At 63.1% G+C, this 22118-nt stretch carries 17 protein-coding genes; 12 read left to right on the forward strand and 5 right to left on the reverse strand.

The genetic code is table 11. The annotated features are described in order from the left end of the window. Positions 1 to 337: 337 nt before the first annotated feature. Positions 338 to 3232, forward strand: coding sequence for a TonB-dependent receptor domain-containing protein (locus H2040_RS03215; RefSeq protein WP_287154386.1), 2895 nt, complete (start codon positions 338 to 340; stop codon positions 3230 to 3232). 84 nt (positions 3233 to 3316) lie between these two features. Then, complete coding sequence (locus tag H2040_RS03220) at positions 3317 to 5011, forward strand: DUF885 family protein (RefSeq protein ID WP_022697407.1); 1695 nt, start codon at positions 3317 to 3319, stop codon at positions 5009 to 5011. An 82-nt stretch (positions 5012 to 5093) separates the two neighbouring features. On the opposite strand, the gene H2040_RS03225 is transcribed toward H2040_RS03220, so the two are convergent. Further along, positions 5094 to 5924, reverse strand: a complete 831-nt coding sequence (locus H2040_RS03225; RefSeq protein ID WP_022697408.1) for a 3-oxoadipate:acetyl-CoA acetyltransferase — start codon at positions 5922 to 5924, stop codon at positions 5094 to 5096. Between the two features lie 49 nt (positions 5925 to 5973). Beyond that, entirely contained in the window at positions 5974 to 7140 is a 1167-nt protein-coding gene (locus H2040_RS03230) for an ATP-NAD kinase family protein (protein ID WP_287154389.1), read from the reverse strand. 193 nt (positions 7141 to 7333) lie between these two features. Between H2040_RS03230 and gcvPA the strand changes: the two genes are divergently transcribed. Beyond that, complete coding sequence (gene gcvPA, locus H2040_RS03235; protein ID WP_287154391.1) at positions 7334 to 8743, forward strand: aminomethyl-transferring glycine dehydrogenase subunit GcvPA; 1410 nt, start codon at positions 7334 to 7336, stop codon at positions 8741 to 8743. Continuing rightward, entirely contained in the window at positions 8740 to 10287 is a 1548-nt protein-coding gene (gene gcvPB, locus H2040_RS03240) for an aminomethyl-transferring glycine dehydrogenase subunit GcvPB (protein WP_287154393.1), read from the forward strand. Before gcvPA ends, gcvPB begins: the two co-directional genes overlap by 4 nt. A 99-nt stretch (positions 10288 to 10386) precedes the next feature. On the opposite strand, the gene H2040_RS03245 is transcribed toward gcvPB, so the two are convergent. After that, positions 10387 to 11775 carry an aminotransferase gene (locus H2040_RS03245; RefSeq protein ID WP_287154395.1) on the reverse strand — a complete coding sequence of 463 codons (1389 nt, stop codon included), beginning with the start codon at positions 11773 to 11775 and terminating at the stop codon, positions 10387 to 10389. Between the two features lie 193 nt (positions 11776 to 11968). Here H2040_RS03245 and H2040_RS03250 point away from each other — a divergent pair, with 193 nt between their 5' ends. Next, positions 11969 to 13429: an NAD-dependent succinate-semialdehyde dehydrogenase gene (locus H2040_RS03250; RefSeq protein WP_287154398.1), complete on the forward strand. Its 1461-nt coding sequence runs from the start codon at positions 11969 to 11971 to the stop codon at positions 13427 to 13429. A 43-nt stretch (positions 13430 to 13472) separates the two neighbouring features. Continuing rightward, positions 13473 to 14255 (forward strand): IclR family transcriptional regulator domain-containing protein, encoded by a 783-nt coding sequence (locus H2040_RS03255; protein ID WP_022697414.1) that lies wholly within the window; start codon positions 13473 to 13475, stop codon positions 14253 to 14255. On the opposite strand, the gene H2040_RS03260 is transcribed toward H2040_RS03255, so the two are convergent. Continuing rightward, positions 14252 to 15223, reverse strand: coding sequence for a 3-hydroxyacyl-CoA dehydrogenase (locus tag H2040_RS03260; protein ID WP_287154400.1), 972 nt, complete (start codon positions 15221 to 15223; stop codon positions 14252 to 14254). The genes H2040_RS03255 and H2040_RS03260 overlap by 4 nt on opposite strands. Positions 15224 to 15327: 104 nt before the next feature. Between H2040_RS03260 and H2040_RS03265 the strand changes: the two genes are divergently transcribed. From H2040_RS03265 to H2040_RS03285, 5 genes are all read left to right on the forward strand, one after another. After that, complete coding sequence (locus tag H2040_RS03265) at positions 15328 to 17043, forward strand: FAD-dependent oxidoreductase (protein WP_287154401.1); 1716 nt, start codon at positions 15328 to 15330, stop codon at positions 17041 to 17043. Between the two features lie 153 nt (positions 17044 to 17196). Next, on the forward strand, positions 17197 to 18006 hold the full coding sequence (locus H2040_RS03270) for a transporter substrate-binding domain-containing protein (RefSeq protein ID WP_287154404.1): 810 nt from the start codon (positions 17197 to 17199) through the stop codon (positions 18004 to 18006). 44 nt (positions 18007 to 18050) lie between these two features. Beyond that, entirely contained in the window at positions 18051 to 18725 is a 675-nt protein-coding gene (locus tag H2040_RS03275; RefSeq protein WP_287154406.1) for an amino acid ABC transporter permease, read from the forward strand. After that, positions 18725 to 19414: an amino acid ABC transporter permease gene (locus H2040_RS03280; protein ID WP_287154408.1), complete on the forward strand. Its 690-nt coding sequence runs from the start codon at positions 18725 to 18727 to the stop codon at positions 19412 to 19414. The genes H2040_RS03275 and H2040_RS03280 overlap by 1 nt, the downstream gene beginning before the upstream one ends. Then, positions 19392 to 20129 carry an amino acid ABC transporter ATP-binding protein gene (locus H2040_RS03285; RefSeq protein WP_287154410.1) on the forward strand — a complete coding sequence of 246 codons (738 nt, stop codon included), beginning with the start codon at positions 19392 to 19394 and terminating at the stop codon, positions 20127 to 20129. The genes H2040_RS03280 and H2040_RS03285 overlap by 23 nt, the downstream gene beginning before the upstream one ends. An 11-nt stretch (positions 20130 to 20140) precedes the next feature. Here the strand turns inward: H2040_RS03285 and H2040_RS03290 are convergent, their stop codons facing one another. Next, positions 20141 to 21265, reverse strand: coding sequence for an NAD(P)/FAD-dependent oxidoreductase (locus H2040_RS03290; protein WP_287154412.1), 1125 nt, complete (start codon positions 21263 to 21265; stop codon positions 20141 to 20143). 138 nt (positions 21266 to 21403) lie between these two features. On the opposite strand from H2040_RS03290, the gene H2040_RS03295 reads away from it, so the two are divergent. Then, on the forward strand, positions 21404 to 22118 hold a 715-nt coding region (locus tag H2040_RS03295), incomplete at its 3' end, for an oxidoreductase (protein ID WP_502709322.1).

A 22118-nucleotide genomic window follows, 5' to 3' on the forward strand; every position in this document is an offset into this window, starting at 1 on the left:
AATCCGGCGCTGAATATTCTCTTCAGTGAAGCCTGAAGATAGCGCCTAGCAAAATCAAAACGTACGCACAGCAAAAAAAAGTTCGGTAAGCGCCCAAATTTAGTTGACATTAAAAAGTCATCTGTTCACGCTGGCTAGTGGGACAAGTCGTTTATCGGGATCTCGTGGTGGGATCTGAGAGGGCGGCAAAATGGACCGCGGTTTTGTCGCCGGTGTGGCGCTATTTGCTGTGCCGGCGTGAATTCTGACGGTCCTCAATCGACTATTGGGGGATCTGATGAAGTCATCAGTTGGCAAATTCGGCACAGACAAGCGTTCAAAATTTCTGACATTGTTCATGAGCACTGCCCTGAGCGCGGCGGTTCTGACCGGCGGCGCGGCGGTTGCACAAACCGCCGGCGACGAGGCGCAGGCAGAGCCGACTGATCTTATCGTGGTTACCGGTTCGCGGCTGGTTCGCCGCGACCTCGTCGCGCCCAGCCCGGTCACCACCGTTGATCAGGCGCAGATCGAGAAATCCGGTTCTGTCACGCTAGAGCAGACGCTGAACGAATTTCCTCAGCTCAATCCGGACAATACCAGCACGACCAACCAGTCAGGCGGGACAGGGGTTCTCAGCGCCGATCTTCGCGGTCTTGGCGCGGTCCGCACGCTGGTCCTCGTCGATGGCCGCCGGTTCATTCCGGCGGACGAAACGGGCCTGGTCGACCTGGCCACGGTCCCAGACCTGCTGATTGACCGGGTGGAAATCATCACGGGCGGCGCATCCGCCGTTTACGGCTCCGACGCCATTTCCGGCGCGGTGAACTTTATCCTCAAGGATGATTTTGAAGGCGCCGAGGCGCGCTATCAGTATGGCGAAACCGGCGAGGGCGACGGACAGACCCACAAGCTGGACTTCCTCCTGGGCGTGAACGCGCCGGACGGCCGCGGCAATATCGTGGCGCACGCCGCATACACCAAGCGCGATCCGGTGTTTATGGGCGACCGGGAATTTTCCTCGCAGCCCTTCCTTGCGGACGCCAATGGTGAATTCCAGCCCTTCGGCTCGGGCAACATCCCGGGCGGCCTCATCAGCGTTCCGTCGTCGGATTTCGACCAGATCAACGGTCTGGATCTGAACGCGGCGGCGGCGGACTGCCAGGGCAGCAGCATTCAGGGCATCCGGTTTGGCGCGGGCAGCGAGCCGCTGCCGTTCTGCCGCATCACCGATCAGTATAATTACGCGGCGGACAATTTCCTGCTGCGGCCGTTCGAGCGCTATCAGGCGACGACGTCGGGCTTCTACAAGATTACCGACAATATCGAAGCCTATGGCCAGATGTTCTACACCAACAAGGAAAACTCCTATCAGCAGGCCCCGGAGGCGGTGACGCCGACCAGCTCGGGTCAGGAATCGGGCACGATCGCCATTCCGAACGCTGATACGAACCCGCTCTATCCGCAGGTCTTGCGCGATTTCTTTGCGGCCAACCGCTCCTATTTTGACGCCGATGGCGATGGCACCTTCCTGGTGCGCAATACGGGGCGCCGTTTTGAGGAATTCGGTCCGCGGAACTCCAACATCGTGGCTGAATCCTTCAACCTGACGGGCGGCCTGCGCGGCGATTTTGACTTCATGGACAATCCGTGGCGCTGGGATGCTTACTATCAGTACCAGCAGTCCGACGTCATCGTGAACCAGACCGGCCGTCTGTCGGTTTCCCGCACCACGCTGGGCCTGGATACGATCGTGGTCGATGGTCAGGTTCAGTGCCGCAACCAGATCCTTGGCTGCGTTCCGGTCAATCTGTTCGGCACGGATGCGCTGACGCCTGAAATGGCCGATTTCCTGAGCGTGGGAACGGGCCGCGAAGACAAGTTCACCCGTCAGGTGGCGGGCGCGTCTGTCTCCGGCGAGCTGTTTGAGCTCCCCGCCGGTCCGGTTGCGACCGCTTTCGGCGCCGAGTGGCGGAAAGAGACGTTCGACACCCGTCCCGACCAGATTGCGCTGGCCGGCGATCTGACCGATCAGGGCGGCGTCGCCCCGACCATCAATGGCGGCGAACTGGACGTGGCGGAGATTTTCGCCGAGGTGCGCGTCCCGCTGCTGCAGGGCCTGCCCGCGGTTGAATCGCTGGCTGTGGAGGCGGCTGCCCGTTATTCGGATTATTCCACGGTCGGCGGCGTGTTCACCTGGAAAGCCGGCGTGGACTGGGAGATCACGGACTGGGTCCGCGCGCGCGGTTCCTATAACCGCGCCATCCGCGCGCCCAACCTGAACGAACTGTTCGCGGCGCCCGGCCGCGGCTTTACGGGCGGGGTCGATCCTTGCGTCGCCGCCAACAACCCCACGGACGCGCAAAAGCAGCTTTGCCTGCAACAGGGCGTGCCCGCGGAGGTCATCGATACGCTTGAAGTCGGCACGAGCCAGGGCTTCGACGTCTTCTCCGGCGGCAACCCCAATCTGTCGGAAGAAAAATCCGACACCTATACGGCCGGCTTCGTTCTTCTGCCGCCCATGGTGCCGGGGCTTTCGATCACCGCCGACTATTTCGACATCACCGTCGAAGACGCCATCGCGCAGGTCAGCGCCCAGGTGCTGGTCGATACCTGTTTCGACACGCTGGACGCCAACAGCACGGCCTGTCAGTCGATCACCCGCTTCTCGGGCGGCAACATCAACAGCGTGAATGCGCCATTGCTGAACGTGGCCAGCCGCGCCGTCTCGGGCATTGATCTGGGCGTCGGTTACTCGATGGACCTGCCGGATATGTTCGCCCTTCCCAATGAAGGGGCGGCGCTGGACCTGCGCTTCGTTTCGACCTGGCAGTTCGATGACACGACCGTTCCGCTGGAAGGTCTGCCTGAAGTCGAATGCGCCGGTTTCTTCGGCGGGCCTTGCTCCAGCAACGGCACGCGGATCACGCCGGACTATCGTGGCCTGGTCACCGCCAACTGGAGCAGCGGGCCGGTCTCGCTGCGGGGCGAGGTCCAGATCATCGGCGACGTGGATCTTTCCGATCAGGCGTTCCAGCTTCAGAAGGACAAGATCGACCGGCACTACTATGTCGATCTGGTGGGCGATTATCAGATCACCGACAATGTCCAGCTGTTCGCCGGCGTGAACAATGTCTTCGACAAGCAGCCCCCGATCATCGGCTTCCGGGCCGGGGGCGACTCGAACACCCAGATGCAGCTTTATGATGTTCTGGGCCGCCGCTTCTTCGCGGGAGCCAAGCTCTCCTTCTAGATCTTCCTCCCCGAGGGCCGGCGCTCTTTCTGGATTTCCCGCCGGCCCTCATTCTTTTTTCCCTGATAGGGAGTACCTTGAAAAATGCCGATCTCATTTGGAAAAACCCTGTGCGTGGCGGCCGCCGTGGCGTTTGCGCCGCTCGCCGTTGCCGCGCAACCGTCGATGGACCAGGCCGAGCTTGCAGGCCCGCCCTCCGGGGCCGGTTCTTACCAGGACCTGGTTTCGCTCTATGACGAGTTCCTGGAGTGGAAGGACGACGCGCCGATCGTTGGCGAAATCGCCGACAGCGAACCCTGGAGCGGCGTCGCCGATTATAGCGACGAGGCCGTCGCGGAGCGCCGTGAGCAGCTCGACTCTCTCATGGCCCGCATGATGGACATGAATGTCGCCGCCTGGGATCAACCGCAGCAGGCTGATTATCTGGCGGTCCGCGCCAAGCTGGACGAGCACAATTTCCTGCTGAACGTATCGAAGCCCTGGGAACGCGATCCCGGCTTCTATGTCGACCAGATGCTGACCGTGCCGTTCGCCGAACTGCCGCTGGAAGGCGAGGCGCTGGAGAAGCTGCACCGCGATCTGCGCGCGGTCCCGGTCCTGGTGCGCGAGGCGAAGAATAATCTCGACAATGTCGCGGCCGATTACGCTGATCTGGCGTTGCACAACCTGACCAATGCAGACGGCGTGGGCCACGGCCACCCTTATCGTGAAACTCCCCCCGCCGGCGTCATCGGCTGGTACGAGGATCTTGAAAGCCGCCTCGATCAGCAGCCCGAACTGCGCGACGATGTCGAAGCGGCCAAGGCCGCCGTCGAGGACTTCCATAGCTGGCTGACCGAAAACCGTCCGCAGATGACCGCGGACGCCGGCGTCGGGCAGGAGAATTTCGACTGGTATCTCAAGCAGGTGAAGCTGCTGCCCTACGATTCCCGTGACATTGTCACGCTGGGTAACCGGGAGCTGGATCGTCTCTGGGCGATGTATGCGCTGGAGCGTCACCGCAACCGCGATCTTCCTGAACTCGCCCCGGCCTCTTCAGCCGAGGAATACGAGCAGAAGATTCAGCAGACCGACAAGGATATCCGTGAATTCCTCGTTGAAGAGGAGGTCATCACGATCCCGGAATACGCCGCCGTTCTGGGCACCAACGTGCCGTGGATCGTCCGGCCTCAGGGGCGCAATTTCTGGGAAGAGATCCAGTATCGCGATCCCAGCCCTGACCACCTGCACGCTGTGATCCCCGGGCACCGTTTCGACGGCGTTGTCGAGGACCACAATGACGATCCGATCCGCGGCCGCCTGACGGACGGTGTTCGCACCGAAGGCTGGGGCGTCTATCTGGAAGAGGGCATGCAGCATCTCGGCCTGTTCGAGGACAAGCCGCGCGTGCGTGAGCTGATCTATGCGTTCGGCATCTTCCGCGCGGCCCGTATGCCCGCCGATGTCTGGCTTCAGCACAACAAGATGACGGTCAATGAAGTCGTCGATCTGTGGCGCGAGCAAACGCCGTATCTCGACGCCAACGTGGCGCGCGTGGATGCGGAAATCTATCTCCGCCGTCCGCCGGGCTATGGCCTTGGCTACATGACCGGCATGGTCCAGATGCAAAAGCTTCTGGCCGACCGCAAGCGTCAACTGGGCGAGGATTTCAACCTCAAGGAATTCCACGACACCTTCATGGACACCGGCCGTTTGCCGATGGTTCTGGTTCGCTGGGAAATGACGGGTCTCGAAGACGAGGTCCAGCAATTCTGGGCGCGGGAGCCGCTGCCGCAATAAGTCCTTATCGATGGGGCGTACAATGAAAGAGCCGGCTCGATAATCGAGCCGGCTCTTTTGTTTGTGGGTTTTGAAAAGGCGATCAGGCCGCGGGCAGGGACAGGATTTCCCGCGCTTCGGCCGGCGTGGCGGGGCGGCGGTCATACTCGCCGCACATATCGGCCACCTTCTTCACCAGCGCGGCGTTGCTGGGCGCCAGCGTGTCGCGGTCCATGCGGATATTGTCCTCCAGCCCGGTCCGGCAATGCCCGCCCAGCTCCAGGCACCAGCGATTGACCTCTTCCTGATGGCGTCCGATTCCGGCGGCGACCCAGGTGGCGTCCGGCGCCAGTTCCCGCAGCATGTTGATCTCGAACTCCAGAACGTCCCGGCGCGCGGGCAGGGCGTTCTTCACGCCCATCACGAACTGAACATGCAGCGGGCTGTCCAGCAGCCCGGCCTTGGTCATGTTGACCGCGTTGAACAGCATGGCGAGGTCGAAGACCTCGATCTCCGGCTTGATGCCGTAAGTCTTCATCTTGTCCGCCAGGTCCTCGATCAGGGCCGGCGAATTCTCATAGATAATCGTGGGGAAGTTGCAGGACCCGGTCGCAAGCGACGCCATGTCCGGCTTCTGGGACAGCATGCCTCCGCGCTCATCGCCCTTGCCAGAGCGGCCGCCGGTTGAATATTGCACGATCATCTCCGGGCAGGCCTTGCGCACGCCCTCCAGATAGGCGGCGAAACGCTCCGGCGCGGCGGTCGGGGTTTCGTCCTCGTTCCGCACATGGACATGCACAACCGTCGCCCCCGCCTCAAACGCCTCATGGGTCGACTCGATCTGCTCGGAAACGGTGATCGGAATCGCCGGATTATCCTTCTTGCGCGGCACGGACCCGGTAATGGCCACGGTGATGATACAAGGGTCGCTCATGACGGACGCCTCCCAGTTTTATGGTTTGGTGGATTGAAACGGGCGGGGCTCATGCGGCCCCGCCTTCGATCTGTGCGTGGCCGATCCGGAAGACCGTCTTCCGGTTGCGGCCGGTGAGAATCTGGCGGTAACCGGCCAGCATGGCGTCCAGCGCCGCATCGCCCGTGTCGGTGATCAGCGGCTGGCCGCCCAGCGCGACCAGTTTTTCCTCGGAGGCGACGATGACGATATTGTCCACGCCGACGCGTCGGATCACTTCGGCGCTGATCTGCTGATTGCCGCGCCCGAACAGGAATCCTTGCCCGCCAATCGGGCTGACAATGATGCGGGCCGGTTCGCGGGCAAGGTTCAGAAGGTCGGCTTCGCCGACATCGCCGGCGGCCAGTTCGCCATTGCGGTAAACATCGACGCCCAGAAGCGCGCCCTCATCGCCCAGCCGCCGCTTCACCCGGCGCATGGTCGAGCCCGGACCCACAATCGTCAGGCGTCCGTCCGCCGTGATTTCGGCGGCCCGCGCGCAGGCGCCGTCCAGCGCCGCTTCGTCGCCTACCGCCGCCATCGCCTTGGGGTTCTGGGTCAGCGCGCCGGATCTGGGCGTCTGCAACACGCCATGAAACACCATGCTGTAACCGCCGGCGGGATCCGCCGCGCGATCCAGAACCTCGCCCGGTTCGGTCTCGCGCCTTTCGGGCGGCAGGGTCAGGAAGTTCAGCGCCGCCTGGCCGGCCGTTTGCGGGGTGGTCGCGAAGACGCCGGAATGCATTTTCACGCCCGCCGGAACGCCGAGGGCAGGGGTGGCTTCGCCAATCGCGCGCATCACGTCATGCGCTGTGCCGTCGCCGCCCGCGAACATCAGCAATGCGGCCTCCGGCGCCATCCCGGCGGCGAGCCGTGTCGTGTCCGCCGCGCTGGTGGCCGTGGCGTTTCCGGACCCATCCGGAACCACCGCCTGAAAACCCGCTTCCCGAACAACCCGTTCGCCCATTTCTCCCGGTCCGGTCAGTATGGTCAGTCGTTCCCGAAGCGGCGCCAGCGCCTTCAGCGCGATCAAGGCGCGTTCGCCCGCCCGCGGCGCGGCGCCGGCCGCCAGCGCCCGCGCGGCGATATCGCCATCGGTGCCCTTGAGTCCCAGCGGACCGCCCAGCCCGGCGACCGGATTTATAATCAGGCCGATCTTCAGGGCGCTGGATGCGGTGATATTCGCACGAATGTTCATTATTTCAGACGCGCGCCTGCCCAATCTGAATGATGGCTATTCCTGAAATTTGTTAAAAATAAAGGGAATTGCATCTTCCGGGACTCCCGCCGCGCCTTGTCAGTATGATACAAAAGTCCGCAGAACGAACAACTGCGTTGACAGCGAGTCCGGGTTTTCCAACAATTTCGGAAACAACGGGGGAAGGATGAATATGACGAACAGGCCAGTCCGCGCGCATCCCTACATGCCCAATTCCAACAGGGCCGCGCACGACGAACTGATGTCCGAAACGGGCGTGAAGTCGATGGAATCGCTTTTCCAGCAGATTCCGGCCGATCACCGCATCAGCGCGCCAATTGACCTTCCGCCGGCCCTGACCAGCGAGGTCTCGCTGTCGCGTCACATGCACGAAATCCTGTCCAAAAATGTCTCGTGCGAAGACGCGGTCAGCTTTCTCGGCGGGGGGTGCTGGCGCCATTACGTCCCGGCGGTTTGCGAGGAAGTCATGGGCCGCAGCGAGTTCCTGACCTCGGTCTGGGGCACGCCGTCATCGGATGTCGGACGCAATCAGGCCTGGTTCGAGTTCCAGAGCCAGCTGGGCGAGCTTCTGGCGCTCGATATGGTCGGGCTGCCTGTCTATAGCTGGGGCTGCGCGGCGGGGCACGCGATCCGCATGGCCAGCCGCATGACCGAGCGGTTCGAGGTTCTGGTCCCCCGCTACATGTCGCCGGAGCGCCGCTCGGTTATCGAGAATTATTGCGAGCCGGAGGAAATGCCCTCCGCCATCCGCATCGTGGAATTTGGCGTCGATCCGGAAACGGGATGCGCGGATCTGGCGGACATCAAGGCCAAACTCTCTGACCGCACGGCCGCTATCTATCTGGAAAATCCTGGCTTTCTGGGCGTCATCGAACAGAACGCCGCCGCCATCGGCGATCTCGCCCATCAGGCCGGCGCGGAATTGATCGTCGGCGTCGACCCGGTCAGCCTCGGCGTTCTCGCGCCGCCTTCGGACTATGGCGCGGACATCGTTGTCGGCTCTATCCAGCCGCTGGGCATCCGAATGTATTGTGGCGGCGGTCTGGGCGGTTTCATCGCCTCGCGGGACGAGGAGCGCTACGCCCGCGAATACCCCACCCTGATGATCAGTATCGCCGAGACCGAGCGCGAGGGCGAAGTCGCCTTCGGCAACAGCCTGTTCGCCCAGTGCTCCTACGGCTCAAGGGAAGAGGGCAAGGACTGGACCGGCAACTCGGTCTATCTCTGGGCCATCGGCAGCGCTGTTTATATGTCGCTGCTGGGTCCGGAGGGTTTCCGAGAACTGGGCGAGACGATCCTGCAGCGCGCCCATTACTGCGCCGTCCAGCTGGCCGAAATCCCGGGAGTCGAAGTCAGCCATTCCGGCTGGTTCAAGGAGTTCACGGTCAATTTCGACGGGACCGGGAAGAGTGTTTCCGCAATCAATGAAGGCTTGCGCCGGAAGGGCGTATTCGGCGGTCTGGACCTTTCCGGCGACTTCCCGGAGCTGGGCCAGAGCGCGCTCTACTGCGTCACCGAAATGCACACTGAGGAAGACATTCAACACCTGGCCACGGCCCTGAAGGAGGTTTGCGCGCAATGACCACGAGCACGAAAATGCGCCGCTACCAGGCGCCGGTCTGGGACGAACCCGTCATCATGGAAACCGGCGCGCCGGGCCGCCGGGGGCAGCTTTTCCCGGCCGGAGAAGGCGCTTTCGCCAGCGCCGGAACCACGGAAAGCCTTGTGCCGAAAGGCATGCAGCGGAAGTCCGCGCCCGCTCTGCCGGAAAATTCGGAACCCGACGTCCTGCGCCACTATCTGCACCTGTCGCAGGAAACGCTGGGCATGATGGGGGTGAACCTCTTTGGCACCTGCACGATGAAATACAATCCGCGGGTCAGCGAGAAGATCACGGCCCGCTCTTATGTGGCGGATATTCACCCGGACCAGCACGAAGATACGATGCAGGGCGCGCTGGAAATCATCCACCGCTTCGACGCCATCATGCGCGAGCTGTCGGGCATGGATCAGTTCGTGTTTCAGGCCGCCGGCGGGGCCGATGCGGCCTATACGCAGGCCTGCGTGACGCGGGCCTATTTCGCCGCGAAAGGCGAGCTTTCCCAGCGAAATCAGATCATTACCAGCATACAGTCACACCCCTGCAACCCGGCGACGGCCGCGGCGGCGGGGTTCGAGGTAATCACTTTGCCGCTGGAAGAGGACGGGTATCCGTCCCTGAACGCCCTGAAAGCAGCCGTTTCGGACCGCACGGCGGCCCTGATGATCAATAATCCCGACGATATGGGCGTCTATAATCCGGAGATTAAGGAGTGGGTGCGCGTAGTCCATGAGGCCGGCGGGCTCTGTTTCTACGATCACGCCAATTTCAATGGCGTGATGGGCAAGATCCGCGCGCGCGAGCTGGGTTTCGACGCCTGCATGTTCATGCTGCACAAGACTTTCGGCGTGCCCAAGGGCGGCGGCGGACCGGCTGTCGGCACCTATGGCTGTACGGCGGAGCTGGCGCCGTTCATGCCCGGGCCGCTGGTGATCGAAAGGGACGGCCATTACAGCCTGGACGACAGTTCAGAGGTCTCGACCGGGCGGGTTCGCGAGTATCTGGGCAACGTTCATCAGGTCATAAAAGCCTATGCCTGGACTCGCGCCATGGGCGCGGAGGGGCTGGACGAGGCCTGCAACATCTCCGTTCTGCTGAACAATTATATGGAAAAGCGCCTGCTGGAGATCCGCGGCGTGACCCGTTCGCATCCGAATGGCGAGGCGTGGCGCATGGAAATGACGCGCTACAGCCTCGGAAAGCTGTTCGAAGACACCGGGGTCACGGTCTTCGACGTGCAGAATCGCATGGTGGATTTCGGCGTGGACGCCTTCTGGCTGAGCCACGAACCCTGGGTGGTGCCGGAGCCTTTCACCCCGGAAGCGGGCGAGATGTGGTCGAAAGAGGACATTGATTACTGGATCGACGTCCTCGCGCAGATCAGCGACGAGGCCTATAGCGACCCGGAAAAGGTCAAAAGCGCGCCGCATAACCAGGCAAAGGCCAAGCTGAAGGGCGAAACCCTGGACGATCCGGAGCGCTGGGCGACCACGTGGCGGGCCTATAAGCGCAAATGGGGCGTGTAGAAAGCGCCTCTTTTTGAAGCCTTGAACATACAAAAACGGCGTCAGAACCGGCCTGTTTCAGGGGTTCTGACGCCGTTTTTTGTGCGTATCGAGTCCCGTTCAGGGCGTCCAGACGCCCTCTTTCTGCAGCTCGCCCGCCACCTGATCGGCCGATTCACGCGCCGCATTCACCACCGTTTTGATGTCTTCGTCGCTGATGATGAAGGGCGGAGAGAAGGCAATGGAGTCACCATTGGGCAGGGCGCGGCTGATGACGCCGCGTTCCAGCATCGCCTGAACGATCCGCGGACCGACCTTCAGCGCCGGGTCAAACGCCTCCGGCGCGTCCTTTCTGGCCACGAATTCGACCGCGCCGATCAGCGCCCGGCCCCGGATTTCGCCCGTCAGGGGATGGTCGGCGAACGCGTCCTGCAGTGATGCGTGCAGGGTTTCGCCCCGTTCGGCGCACGCCTGGGTGAGGTTTTCGTTCTCGATCAGGTCCAGATTGGCCATCGCCGCGGCCGCCGCGACGGGGTGGGCGGTGTAGGTATAGCCGTGTCCGAAGGCGCCATACTGGCTGCCGCCCTCGATGATCGTGCGCCAGACTTTCTCGGAAACCAGGCACGCCGAGAGCGGGATATAGGCGGACGTGATGCCTTTCGCGACGGTCATCATGTCCGGTTCGATGCCGAAAACGTCCGATCCGTAGGTCTGGCCCAGCCGCCCGAAGCCGCAAATCACCTCGTCCGCGATCAGAAGAATGTCGTGTTTTTTCAGGACATCCTGAAGCGCGGCGTAATAGCCCGCCGGGGGCTCGATAACGCCCCCGGCGCCCATGATCGGCTCGACGATCATGGCCGCGATCGTGTCCGCGCCCTCATCCCGGATCAGGGATTCCAGATCGTCCATCAGCTTCTGGACAAATTCGGAATCGCTCAGACCGAACCCTTCCCACAGGCGGTGCGGGGCGGTGGTGTGTTTGACGAAGGGCAGCGGCAGATCGAAACCGGAATGCAGACCCGGCAGGCCCGTCATGCCGCCCGACATCACCGTGACGCCATGATAGCCGCGGGTGCGGGCGATGATCTTCTTCTTCTTCGGGAGGCCGCGCGCATTATTGTAATACCAGGCCAGCTTGACCTGGGTGTCGTTGGCGTCCGAGCCGGAATTGCCGAAGAACACCTTGGACATGTTCGCCGGGGCGCTTTCGATCAGCCGCTGGGCGAGCAGGATCGGGGTTTCGCAGGCCATGGACGAGAAAGAGTGATAATAGCTGAGCCGCCGGGCCTGATCGGCCATGGCGTCGGCGATTTCGGCGCGGCCATAGCCGGCGTTCACGCACCACAACCCCGCCATCGCGTCGATGAAGCTGTCGCCCGCATCGTCTGTCAGACGCACGCCCGAACCTTCGCGGATGACCAGTTTCGGTCCGTCCCGCTCATGGTCGCCGAGCGCTGTGAAGGGGTGAAACAGATAGCTCTTGTCTAGCTCCGCCAAACGTCCCGGCATTGCGCGTCTCCTGTCAGAAATCGTGAATTATTTTCGAACGTATGTTCGCAGATGTCCGGCGCCTTTTCAATTTGCTTTGCAATAAAGGGTTTTTGAGGCGCTGATGGCCGGAAAGCGGAAGAAAAACGAGGTTGAGCCGCCGTCATTATGTTCGCTATAAGAACATTAAAATATATAGCGAACGGAATTGGCGATGATCGAGCTACAAGACAAATCCCTGCTTCAGACCGGTCTTTTCATGGGCGGCGCGTGGCGTGAGGCAAGCACGGGGGAGACATTCGCCGTCACTGATCCGGCGACGGGCGAGATTATCGCCGAGTGCGCCAAGGGAAGCGCGGAAGACGCCGAGACGGCCGTCGCCGCGGCAGAGGCCGCGCAAGACGACTGGGCGGCGCGCCCGGCCAAGGAACGCGCCGGCATTCTTGGAAAATTCTATCATCTGATTGTCGAAAACGCGGACGATCTGGCGCAGATCCTGACCGCCGAACAGGGCAAGCCCCTGGCGGAGGCGCGCGGGGAGATCCTTTACGGTGCGGCGTTTTTCGAATGGTACGCCGAGGAAGCCAAGCGGGTTTATGGCGAAACGATTCCCGCGCCCAATCGCGGCCAGCGTTTGCTGGTTCTGCGCCAGCCGATCGGAGTTTGCGCGGCGATCACGCCGTGGAACTTCCCGATGGCCATGATTGCGCGCAAGGCCGCCCCGGCGCTGGCGGCGGGCTGCACGATGGTTTTGAAGCCTGCAACGTCGACGCCGCTATCCGCGCTGGCGCTGGGCGAGCTGGCGCGCCGGGCGGGCGTGCCGGACGGGGTTTTCAGCATTGTTCCGGGGCCGGCCTCCACGGTGGGCGATACGCTGGTCGCCAGTGACGCCGTGCGGAAGATCACCTTCACGGGCTCCACCGATGTCGGCCGCACCCTGATGTCGCGGGCGGCCGGCAACATCAAGAAATTGTCGCTGGAACTGGGCGGCAACGCGCCGGTTCTTGTCTTTGAAGACGCCGATATCGATGTCGCCGTGCGGGGTGCGATAGCGTCCAAGTTCCGCAATGCCGGCCAGACCTGCGTATGCGCTAACCGGATTTATGTTCACGATGCGATCTATGACCGGTTCAGCGAGGCCTTCACCAGGGCCGTAAAAGCCATGAAAGTCGGCCCCGGAAGGGAGGCGGGCACGGAGATTGGCCCGATGATCGACGAGGCGGCGCTGGAGAAGGTCGAGGAGCATGTCAGCGATTGCGTCGACAAGGGCGGAACGGTCGCCGCCGGGGGGCAAAGACACGCGCTGGGCGGCACCTATTACGAACCCACGGTTTTGACCGGCGCGATTCAGTCCATGCTGATTGCGCATGAGGAGACGTTCGGCCCGGTTGCGCCGCTATTCCGGTTTTCCAGTGAAACAGAAGCGATTCAGCTGGCGAACGACACGGAATACGGACTGGCGGCTTATCTGTTTACCCGCGATGCGGCGCGCCAGTGGCGCGTTGGCGAGGGGCTGGAGTTCGGCGTGGTGGGCGTAAACACAGGGATTGTCTCTTACGAGGGCGCGCCCTTTGGCGGAATGAAGGCCTCGGGGGTAGGCCGCGAGGGGTCGCGGCATGGCATTGACGAGTTCCTGGAGACTAAGTACCTCTGCATAGGTGAGATAGGAAGCTAGGCGAACGCATGTTTGCAAGCATGCAGTTCGAGCCCAAAAAATAATGCCAACAAAAACCAAAGAAGAGACCAGCAGCCGCGATTACGTGAATTCGTTTGCGCGCGGCCTGGAAGTCATTCGTGTTTTTACACGCGCAAAGCCGAGAATGACGCTGAGCGAGGTCGCCAAGGCGACCGACATGACGCGCGCGACCGCGCGCCGGTTCCTGCTGACCCTTGTTCAAGAGGGTTACATGGAATCCGACAACAAGCACTTCATGCTGCGGCCGAAGATCCTGGATCTTGGCTATTCTGTGCTGTCTTCCATGGAAATTTGGGACGTTGCGCAGCCGATCATGCAGCAACTGGCCGACAAGCTGCAGGAATGCTGCTTCGCCGTGGTGCTGCAGGAGCATTCGGTGATCTACACCGCGCGCGCCACCTCCAACCGCTATGTCAGCGTCGGCATCAGCGTCGGCAGCCGGGTGCCCGCGCACACGGTGTCCTCCGGCCGGGTGCTTCTGGCGGCGTTGTCGGAAGAAGAGCTTCTGAAATATCTCGATGAAGCCGAACTGGTGAAGTACACGCCCAACACGATCACTTCCAAGGTCAAGCTGAAGAGCGAGATCGACCAGACCCGGCTGGACGGCTGGGCGATTGTCGACCAGGAGCTGGAAATCGGGCTTCGCTCCATTTCCGTGCCGATCAAGGATGCGACGGGCCGGGTCGTGGCGGCGCTCAACATGCCGTGCCCCAGCGCCCGTATCTCGTTCGACGAGATGCGCACCCGCGTTCTGACCGAGTTGATGACGGCGTCGAACCAGATCACCGCCGGCCTGATGCGCTAGCCGTCCTCGCCGGCGTCCCGGCGCCGGAACGCGGCCAGCCGCATCAGGGCGTTCTCCCGCCAGCGCACGCGGGACTCCCATTCTTCCATCGGCAATTGCCGCCTTCGGGCGGTCTCAACCGTTTTGACCATGTCGGGCGTCCAGGGGTCATCCTGTCCGCGTTCGCGGCCCATTTTCAGATAGGCCGGACCCATCTTTTCGGCGTGCGAGGCGACGCCGCCCCGGGTGTTCAGGTCCACGGTCTCGAACGGCCCGCTGACCGACCAGCGCATGCCCAGCGCATCCCTGACCACTTCATCTATGGCCTCGGGCGTCGCGACCCCGTCGCGGACAAGGCAATAGGCCTCGCGAAGGATTGCGCCCTGAAGGCGGTTGAAGACCAGCCCGTTGGCTTCTTTCCCGATCAGGACCGGCTGGAATCCCGCGGCCGCCATCTGGCGCATGGCGGAATCGGTCGCCCCGGCGGAGGTGAATTCCGCCGGGGCGACCTCCAGAACCGGAATGACGTGGGGCGGATTGACCGGGTGCAGGATCAGGCAGCGGTCGCGGTGCGGCAGGCCCGCGGCGATTTCGCTGGCCAGAAGGGCGGAGGAGGCGCTGGCCAGAACGGCGTCGCCCGGCGCGTATTCGCCCAGCGTCCTGAATATCTGTTGCTTCAGCGCAAGTTTTTCCGGCGCGCATTCGATGACCAGCGAGACGCCCTTGGCGGCCTTTTCCAGATCGGTGAATAGGGACAGGCGCTCAAGCGCGGCATCGGGGTCAGCCGTGGTCAGGCCGGCTTCGCGGAGTGTTTCCAGCCGCGCGCGGGTTTCCGCTGGAACCTGTTTCAGCCGCGCCGCGTCCGGATCCTGAAGCTGTACGGACCGGCCGGAGGACAGCAGGGATACGGCGAAGGATACGCCGATGCTGCCGCCGCCAATAATGGCGGCGGGGCGGTGTTCCGGGTTGGCGTCCTGTTGCACTGTCATAGGCTCCCGAGATCGTTTTGTTCGGTGTGCGACCTTATGTACTCTGTGTAAAGAGTTTGCAGGGCGGCAAATCAGCCGCTCACGGGGCAGGGAGATCATTTCAGATGCGCGTCAGGCTGGATGGCGTTGAACGCGGTGAAAAGACCGTTGCGCTCTCTTTCGAGGGCGCGGCGCTGGCCGCCTATCCCGGCGAGACCGTGGCCGCGGCCATGATCGCCGCCGGCGAATGGCGTTTCCGTTCGACCCGCGGCGGCGAGGATCGCGGCCCGTTTTGCGGCATGGGCGTCTGCGGCGACTGCCTGGTGGAGATCGATGGCGTGTTGAAGCGCGCCTGTCTGGAGCCGGTGCGGGACGGCGCCGACATACGCCGCGCACGGCCCAAGGCGCGCGCGCCGCGCGGGGCGGACGCCGCCGCGCCGGATCACCGCGAAACCGCTGCCGACCTTCTTGTCATCGGCGCCGGGCCGGCGGGATTGATGGCGGCGAAGACGGCCGCCGAAGCCGGTTTGCAGGTGCTGGTGGTGGATGAGCGGGCCAAGGCGGGCGGACAGTATTTCAAGCAGCCGGGATCGGGATTTGGCGTCGACGAAGCGCGGCTGGACAAGCAGTTCCGGGAAGGCCGGGCGCTGTTCCGCGATACGGAAGCCGCGGGCGTAACCTTCCTGTTTGACGGCACGGTCTGGGGCATATTCGGACCGGGCGATGTCGCCGTTGCGACGCCGGAAGCCAGCTACCGCATCGCGGCGAAAAAGCTGATCCTGGCGCCGGGCGCTTATGAGCGCAGCGCGCCGTTTCCGGGCTGGACGATGCCGGGCGTCATCACCACGGGGGCGGCGCAGACGCTGTTGCGATCCGCGCAGGTCTCGCCGGGCCGGCGTGCTCTGGTGGCCGGCAACGGACCGCTGAATATCCAGCTGGCGCGGGAGCTTACGCGGGCGGGGGTCGATGTCGTTGCGGTCGTGGAAACCGCTGCGGCGCCGGGCATTGGCGATGTCGGGCAGGTGGCGGCCATGGCCGCGGCCGCACCCGGCCTGATGCGCGAGGGGCTGGGCCATGTGGCGGCGCTGCGCCTGGCCGGCGTGCCGATGATCTATCGATCCGCCGTGGTCCGCGCCGAAGGCGAAGGGCGCGTGCGGCGCGCCGCCATCGCGCCGATTGACGCCGATGGCCGGCAGGCGGGGCCGGAGACCTGGCATGACGTGGACGCTTTGTGCCTGGGCTATGGCTTCCTGCCGCAGAGCGAGCTGGCGCGCTCGCTTGGCTGCGCGCACGACTATGACCCGGTGCGCAAGGCGCTGACCGTGAGGCGGGAAGATAACGGGGCGACGTCCGTCGACGGCGTCTATGTGGTCGGCGATGGCGGCGGGCTGGGCGGGGCGCGCGTGGCGTTGAGCCAGGGCTTCCTCGCCGGGGCTGATGCAGCCGCGGCGCTGGACAGGCCGGTGGACGGGGCGGCGCTTGCCGCGTCGCGCCGGGCTCTGAACCGTCACCGCCGCTTCCAGAACGCCTTGTGGACGCTTTACGCCGCGCCGGTCATCACCGACCAGCTGGCCAAGGACGACACGTTGATCTGCCGGTGCGAGGAAGTCAGCCGCGGGCGTCTGGCGGAATCGATTGAAGAAGGCAATTCGGGGCCGGGCGCGTTCAAGCAGGCGACGCGGGCCGGGATGGGGCGCTGTCAGGGGCGCTATTGCGCCGGGGTAATCGCGGAGATGAGGAACCGGGGCGCCGCGCCCGCCGAACGCGATGACCGCCAGCATTTCGCCCCGCGGGCCCCGTTCAAGCCCGTTCCCATCCGGCAGATCGCGAAATCGGATTAGTGCGCATATTTGCGACCAATCGTTCGCACTGTGAACTTTTTACTTGACCCTGACGGGGGCATTTTCCAGTCTCCCCTGCAACGGGTTGATAAAACCCGGCAAGCGCAAATCCGGGAATTTGCGGCAGGGGCTGGAATGGGGAGTGGCGGAAACATGGTCGTTCGATTGATTGCGGGACTGGCGGCGTTGAGCCTCGCTCTGTTTGCGGCGGCCTGCTCTGACCCGGGCGATTCCGCGGGCGAAAATGGCGCGGAAGTTCTGCGCGTCGGCGTCAATCCGAACTTTCCCCCGATGAGCTATTACGGCGACCAGAACCAGCTTCAGGGCTTCGACGTGGATATCGCGCAGGCCATCGCCGACCGGATGGGGCGGGAGCTGGAGCTGGTGCCCACCGAAGCGGCGCAGCGCGTGCCGTTCCTGACATCGGGACGGATCGACCTGTCGCTGGGCGCGCTGACGCGCACGCCCGAACGCCAGGAAGTGATCGATTTCACCATACCGCTGCATACCGAAGCGATGGGCGTGCTGACGACCGCGGAACTGGACGTCGACTCCTATGAGGATCTCAATCGCGAGGACGTGACGCTATCCAATATGCGCGGCAATAATTCGGTCGCGGTGCTGGAAGAGAGGCTGCCCAAGGCGCGCAAACTTCTGGTCGACGGCAATGCGGACGTGGTGCGCGCCATCGCGCAGGGCCGCGCCGACGCGATGGTGGAGAATGTCGATTTCTTCATCGGCTTCACCAAGAATTACAAGAATATAGACTGGGTCGTCCTGGACGATCCGATCCTGGTCGAGTTCTGCGCCGTGGGCGTTGCCAAGGGCAATGACGCGCTGCGTCAGGAGGTCAACGAAGTCCTGCGCGAATTGCATTCCAGCGGCGTGGTGAACGCCACGTGGGAGCAATGGTATGGCGGGGAGATGACCGTTCCGATCAAGCCCGAAGATCTGGCCGGCTAGCCGTTCGCTGAGCGGCGGAAACCGGCGGGGAGGGCGGTTCGCGCATGGAATACGATTTTCAGTTCGCCAAGGTTTTCACGGAGCGTCCCTATCTTCTGGGCGGCGCGTGGCTGACCATCCAGATCGCGTTCATCGCGTTCTGGGGCGGCGCGTTTCTCGGCATATTTGGCGCGATTGGAAAGGTTTATGGCGGTGCCATCGCCCGCGGCGCGATTGGCGCTTATGTGGTGTTCTTCACCAACACGCCGGCGCTGGTGCAGATTTTCTTTCTTTTCTATGCGCTGCCTGAAGCGGGAATCGTCCTGAACCCGCTGACCGCGGTGCTGATCGGCATGGTGCTGAACTCGGCGGCCTATCTGACCGACATCCTGCGCGCCGGCATCATTTCCGTGCGCAAGGCGGAGATCGAGGCGGCGCTGACCATCGGCATGCGGCCGCTGCAGGTGCTCAGCTATGTCATGCTGCCGCATGTCGCCAAGACGCTGTTCGCGCCGCTCTCCAATTTCTTTGTCTGGTTGATGCTGGGCAGCTCCATCGCGGCGCTGTTCGCGGTCGAGGAACTGACCGGCCGCGCGATCAATATCAGCACCAGCAATCTGCGGACGATCGAGACCTTCGTGGTGACGGCGGGCATCTATATCCTGCTCACCATCATCGCCAGCCTCTTCCTCTCCTTCATCGGCCGGACCGTGTTCCGGGTGAAAGCGAAGGTGATGTGATGTTCGAGAGGATTATCGAGGAAGCGCCGCGGTTCTTTACCTATTACAATCTGATGTTCGTGCTGGGCGCCATGTGGCGGACGCTGCTGATGACGCTGGTGGGCTGCTCCATCGGTTTCACGGTTGGTCTCGGCCTTGCCGTTCTGCGGCGGACCAGCGCGACCTGGCTGCGCCCCGCACGCTACGCGGCCATTCTTTATGTCGAGACGTTCCGCCGGATCCCGTTTCTCGTCGTGCTGTTCATCGTTCTGTATTTCATACAGCCTATCTATTCCGGCGCGTCCCTGCTGGCGATTGCGACCGTCGCGGTCTGCCTGATGTCCACGGCCTTCCTGTCGGAGATTATCCGCGCGGGGCTGGAATCGGTGCCGCGCCAGCAAATGGAAAGCGCCGAAGTGCTGAACTTCCACCCCGGCCAGACCCTGGTCTGGGTGATCCTGCCGCAGGCCTGGAAAGTGATCCTGCCGCCGGCCGTCGCCTTTATCGTGATGTTCGTGAAGGACACCTCGCTCGCCTCCCAACTGGGCGTCGTGGAATTGACCTATGCGGGCAAGATACTGGTCAATAAAGGATTCTCGCCGCTGCTGGGCTTTGGCGCGATCCTTGTCGCCTATTTCATTCTGTCCTATCCGCTGAGCCGGCTGGGCGCGCATCTGGAGACCCGACTTGGGACATCTCGAAATACGTAATCTTCACTGCTCCTACGGGGCGGACGATATCCTGAAATCGGTGGACCTGTCGGTCGACCGGGGCGAGGTGGTGAGCCTGATCGGGCCGTCGGGCTCGGGAAAGAGCACGCTTCTGCGCTCGCTCATCGGCCTGACGCCGCCGCGCATGGGCACGGTCGAGCTGGACGGTGAGGAGATCAATTACCGAAACCGCCAGAGCCTGCGGCATCTCCGGGACAAGATGGCGATCGTGTTCCAGCAATATAATCTGTTCCAGAACATGAACGTGTTCCGGAATGTCACGGTCGCTCCCCTGAAGATCAAGAAGCGCGACAAGGGCGCGGTGGAAAAAACCGCGACCGAATTGCTGGACCGGGTGGGCATCGGCGACAAGCATCAGGCCTATCCGGACGAGCTTTCAGGCGGCCAGCAACAGCGCGTGGCCATTGCCCGCGCTCTGGCGCTTGCCCCGGAGATCCTGCTTCTGGACGAGGTGACCTCGGCGCTGGACCCGGAACGGGTGAACGAGGTTCTGGACGTGATCCGCGACCTGACCCGGGACGGCATCACCATGCTGATCGTTTCTCACGAGATGTCCTTCGTGAAGGAAGTCTCCACCCGGGTGGCCATGATGGACGCGGGCAGCGTGGTCGAGGTTGGACCGCCGGAGCAGATTTTTGACGCCCCGAAAGAACAGCGCACCCGCGACTTTGTCAGCAAGATCCTGCGTCACTAGAAGCGCGGGACTTATGGACGGAAAAGACTGAGGTCCGCGCGGGTTTCGGTGGGCTTGCCCTGCGCCATGTCGGCGGCGATGCGGCCGGCCATGGGGCCGGCGGTGAACCCGATCCAGGGGACGTAGGACACGTAATAGCCCGGCGCCGGTTCGCCGATAATCGGCATCCAGCTGGCGTTGCCGTTCACGAACGCCGCCCATGTGCGGATCAGGTTCAGCGAACCGAGATCGGGCACCGCGTTCAGCGCCACCCCCAGATTGCGCGCCAGCGAATCCGGATTGACGACCGGGCGGCCCTGGCTGTCCAGGTCAGCTTCCCAGCCGCCGCCAATCAACACGGTCCCCAGCGGGGTCTGTTTCAGGGTCAGCTTCTGACCGGCGGAATAGACCAGGTGATGGATGAACGGTTCGGCGGGTTCTGTGACGCTCAGCTGGATCGGGAATTTCTGGACATCCAGACGCATGCCCAGCATTTCGGATATGTCGGAGACCGCCGCGCCGGCCGCATTGATCAGATGGCGCGTGCGGAACACGTCATGGTCTGTATGGACGGCGTACTGTCCGCCCTCCCGTTCGATATGCCTGACGCGCACGCCGCGCCGTATATCCGCCCCGTTGCGCGCGGCGGCCCGCGCGAAGGCGGGGCCGCTGATCAGGGGATTGGCCTTGCCTTCCCCGGCGCAGAACAACCCGCCCGCCAGCCGGTTCGAGAGATAAGGCATGCGGTCCCGCAGGTCCGCGGCGCTGAGGATTTCGGGGGCCAACCCGGCTGCGCGCTCAATCTGCGCCTTGCGGTCCAAGTCGCGCATCTGCGCGTCCGTATCCGCAATCAGGATTCCGCCCGGCGTTCGAATTTCCAGGTCTTCTCCGGTTTCTTCGCCCGCGCGTTCCCATAGCGCGATGGAATCCTGCAAGAGCGGTATGATCGCGGAAAAGCGCCGCGCCCAGTCATCGCCAAGCTCCATGAAGGGGTCGTGGGGAATCTGGAGATGCAGGCTTCCCGCGTTGAAGCCCGATGCGGCGCTGTTGAGGTCCGCCTGTTCCAGCAACAGCGAAGGGACGCCGTCCAGCGCCAGATAATGCGCCGCGGCGCTGCCGGTCAGCCCGCCGCCAATGATGATGACGTCGTATGTCATGGAGAATGGAAAATTAGAGGTCCGGGGGCTGATTGTTCCAAAATGTTCGCTATGTTAACGAAAGTTCGCAAAATCCAATAGCGCGCCTGCGAACTATTTTTCAGTCCTTCGCGGGCGCGAACCATTCAAGGAGACGACGTGGAAAAGCCCGGTAACAACGAAACGATTCCGCCGCTGTTTCAGCCTATTCAGGTGCGCGGGACAAGTTTCCGCAACCGGGTTTTTCTGTCGCCGATGTGCCAGTACGCCTCCGATGAAGGCGCGCCGACGCCGTGGCATTCGGCGCACCATTCGCGTTTCGCGCTGGGCGGTCTAGGCGGCGCCATGGTCGAGTCGACGGGCGTCACGCGCGATGGCCGCATCACCCCGGTCTGTATGGGCCTCTGGAACGAGACTCAGGAGAAGGGGCTGTCCGCGATTGCCGATATCTATCACGCGCAGGGCGTGCCGGTTGGAATCCAGTTGTCGCATAGCGGCCGCAAGGGAAGCTCCACCCCGCCCGCTGAAGGCGGAAAACCATTGTCCAGCGCCGGGCCGGAGCAGGCCTGGGAAACGGTCGCGCCCAGCGCCATTCCGCTGCGCGATGGCTGGCCGACGCCAAAGGCGCTCAGCGAAGCGGAAATCGAGGACCTGATTCAGGCTTTCGTCGACGCTGCGAAGCGGGCGATCCGCGCCGGGTTCGATTATGTCGAGATCCACGGCGCGCACGGCTATCTGATCCACAGCTTCATGTCCCCGCTGGCCAATCAGCGAACCGATCGCTGGGGCGGCGACCTTGAGGGCCGGATGCGCTTCCCGCTGGAAATCGTCAAAGCCGTCCGCAAGGTCATCCCGGAAAACATGCCGCTTTTCT

The organism is Euryhalocaulis sp., assembly GCF_013911995.1.
GTDB classification, from domain to species: Bacteria; Pseudomonadota; Alphaproteobacteria; order Caulobacterales; family Maricaulaceae; genus Euryhalocaulis; species Euryhalocaulis caribicus.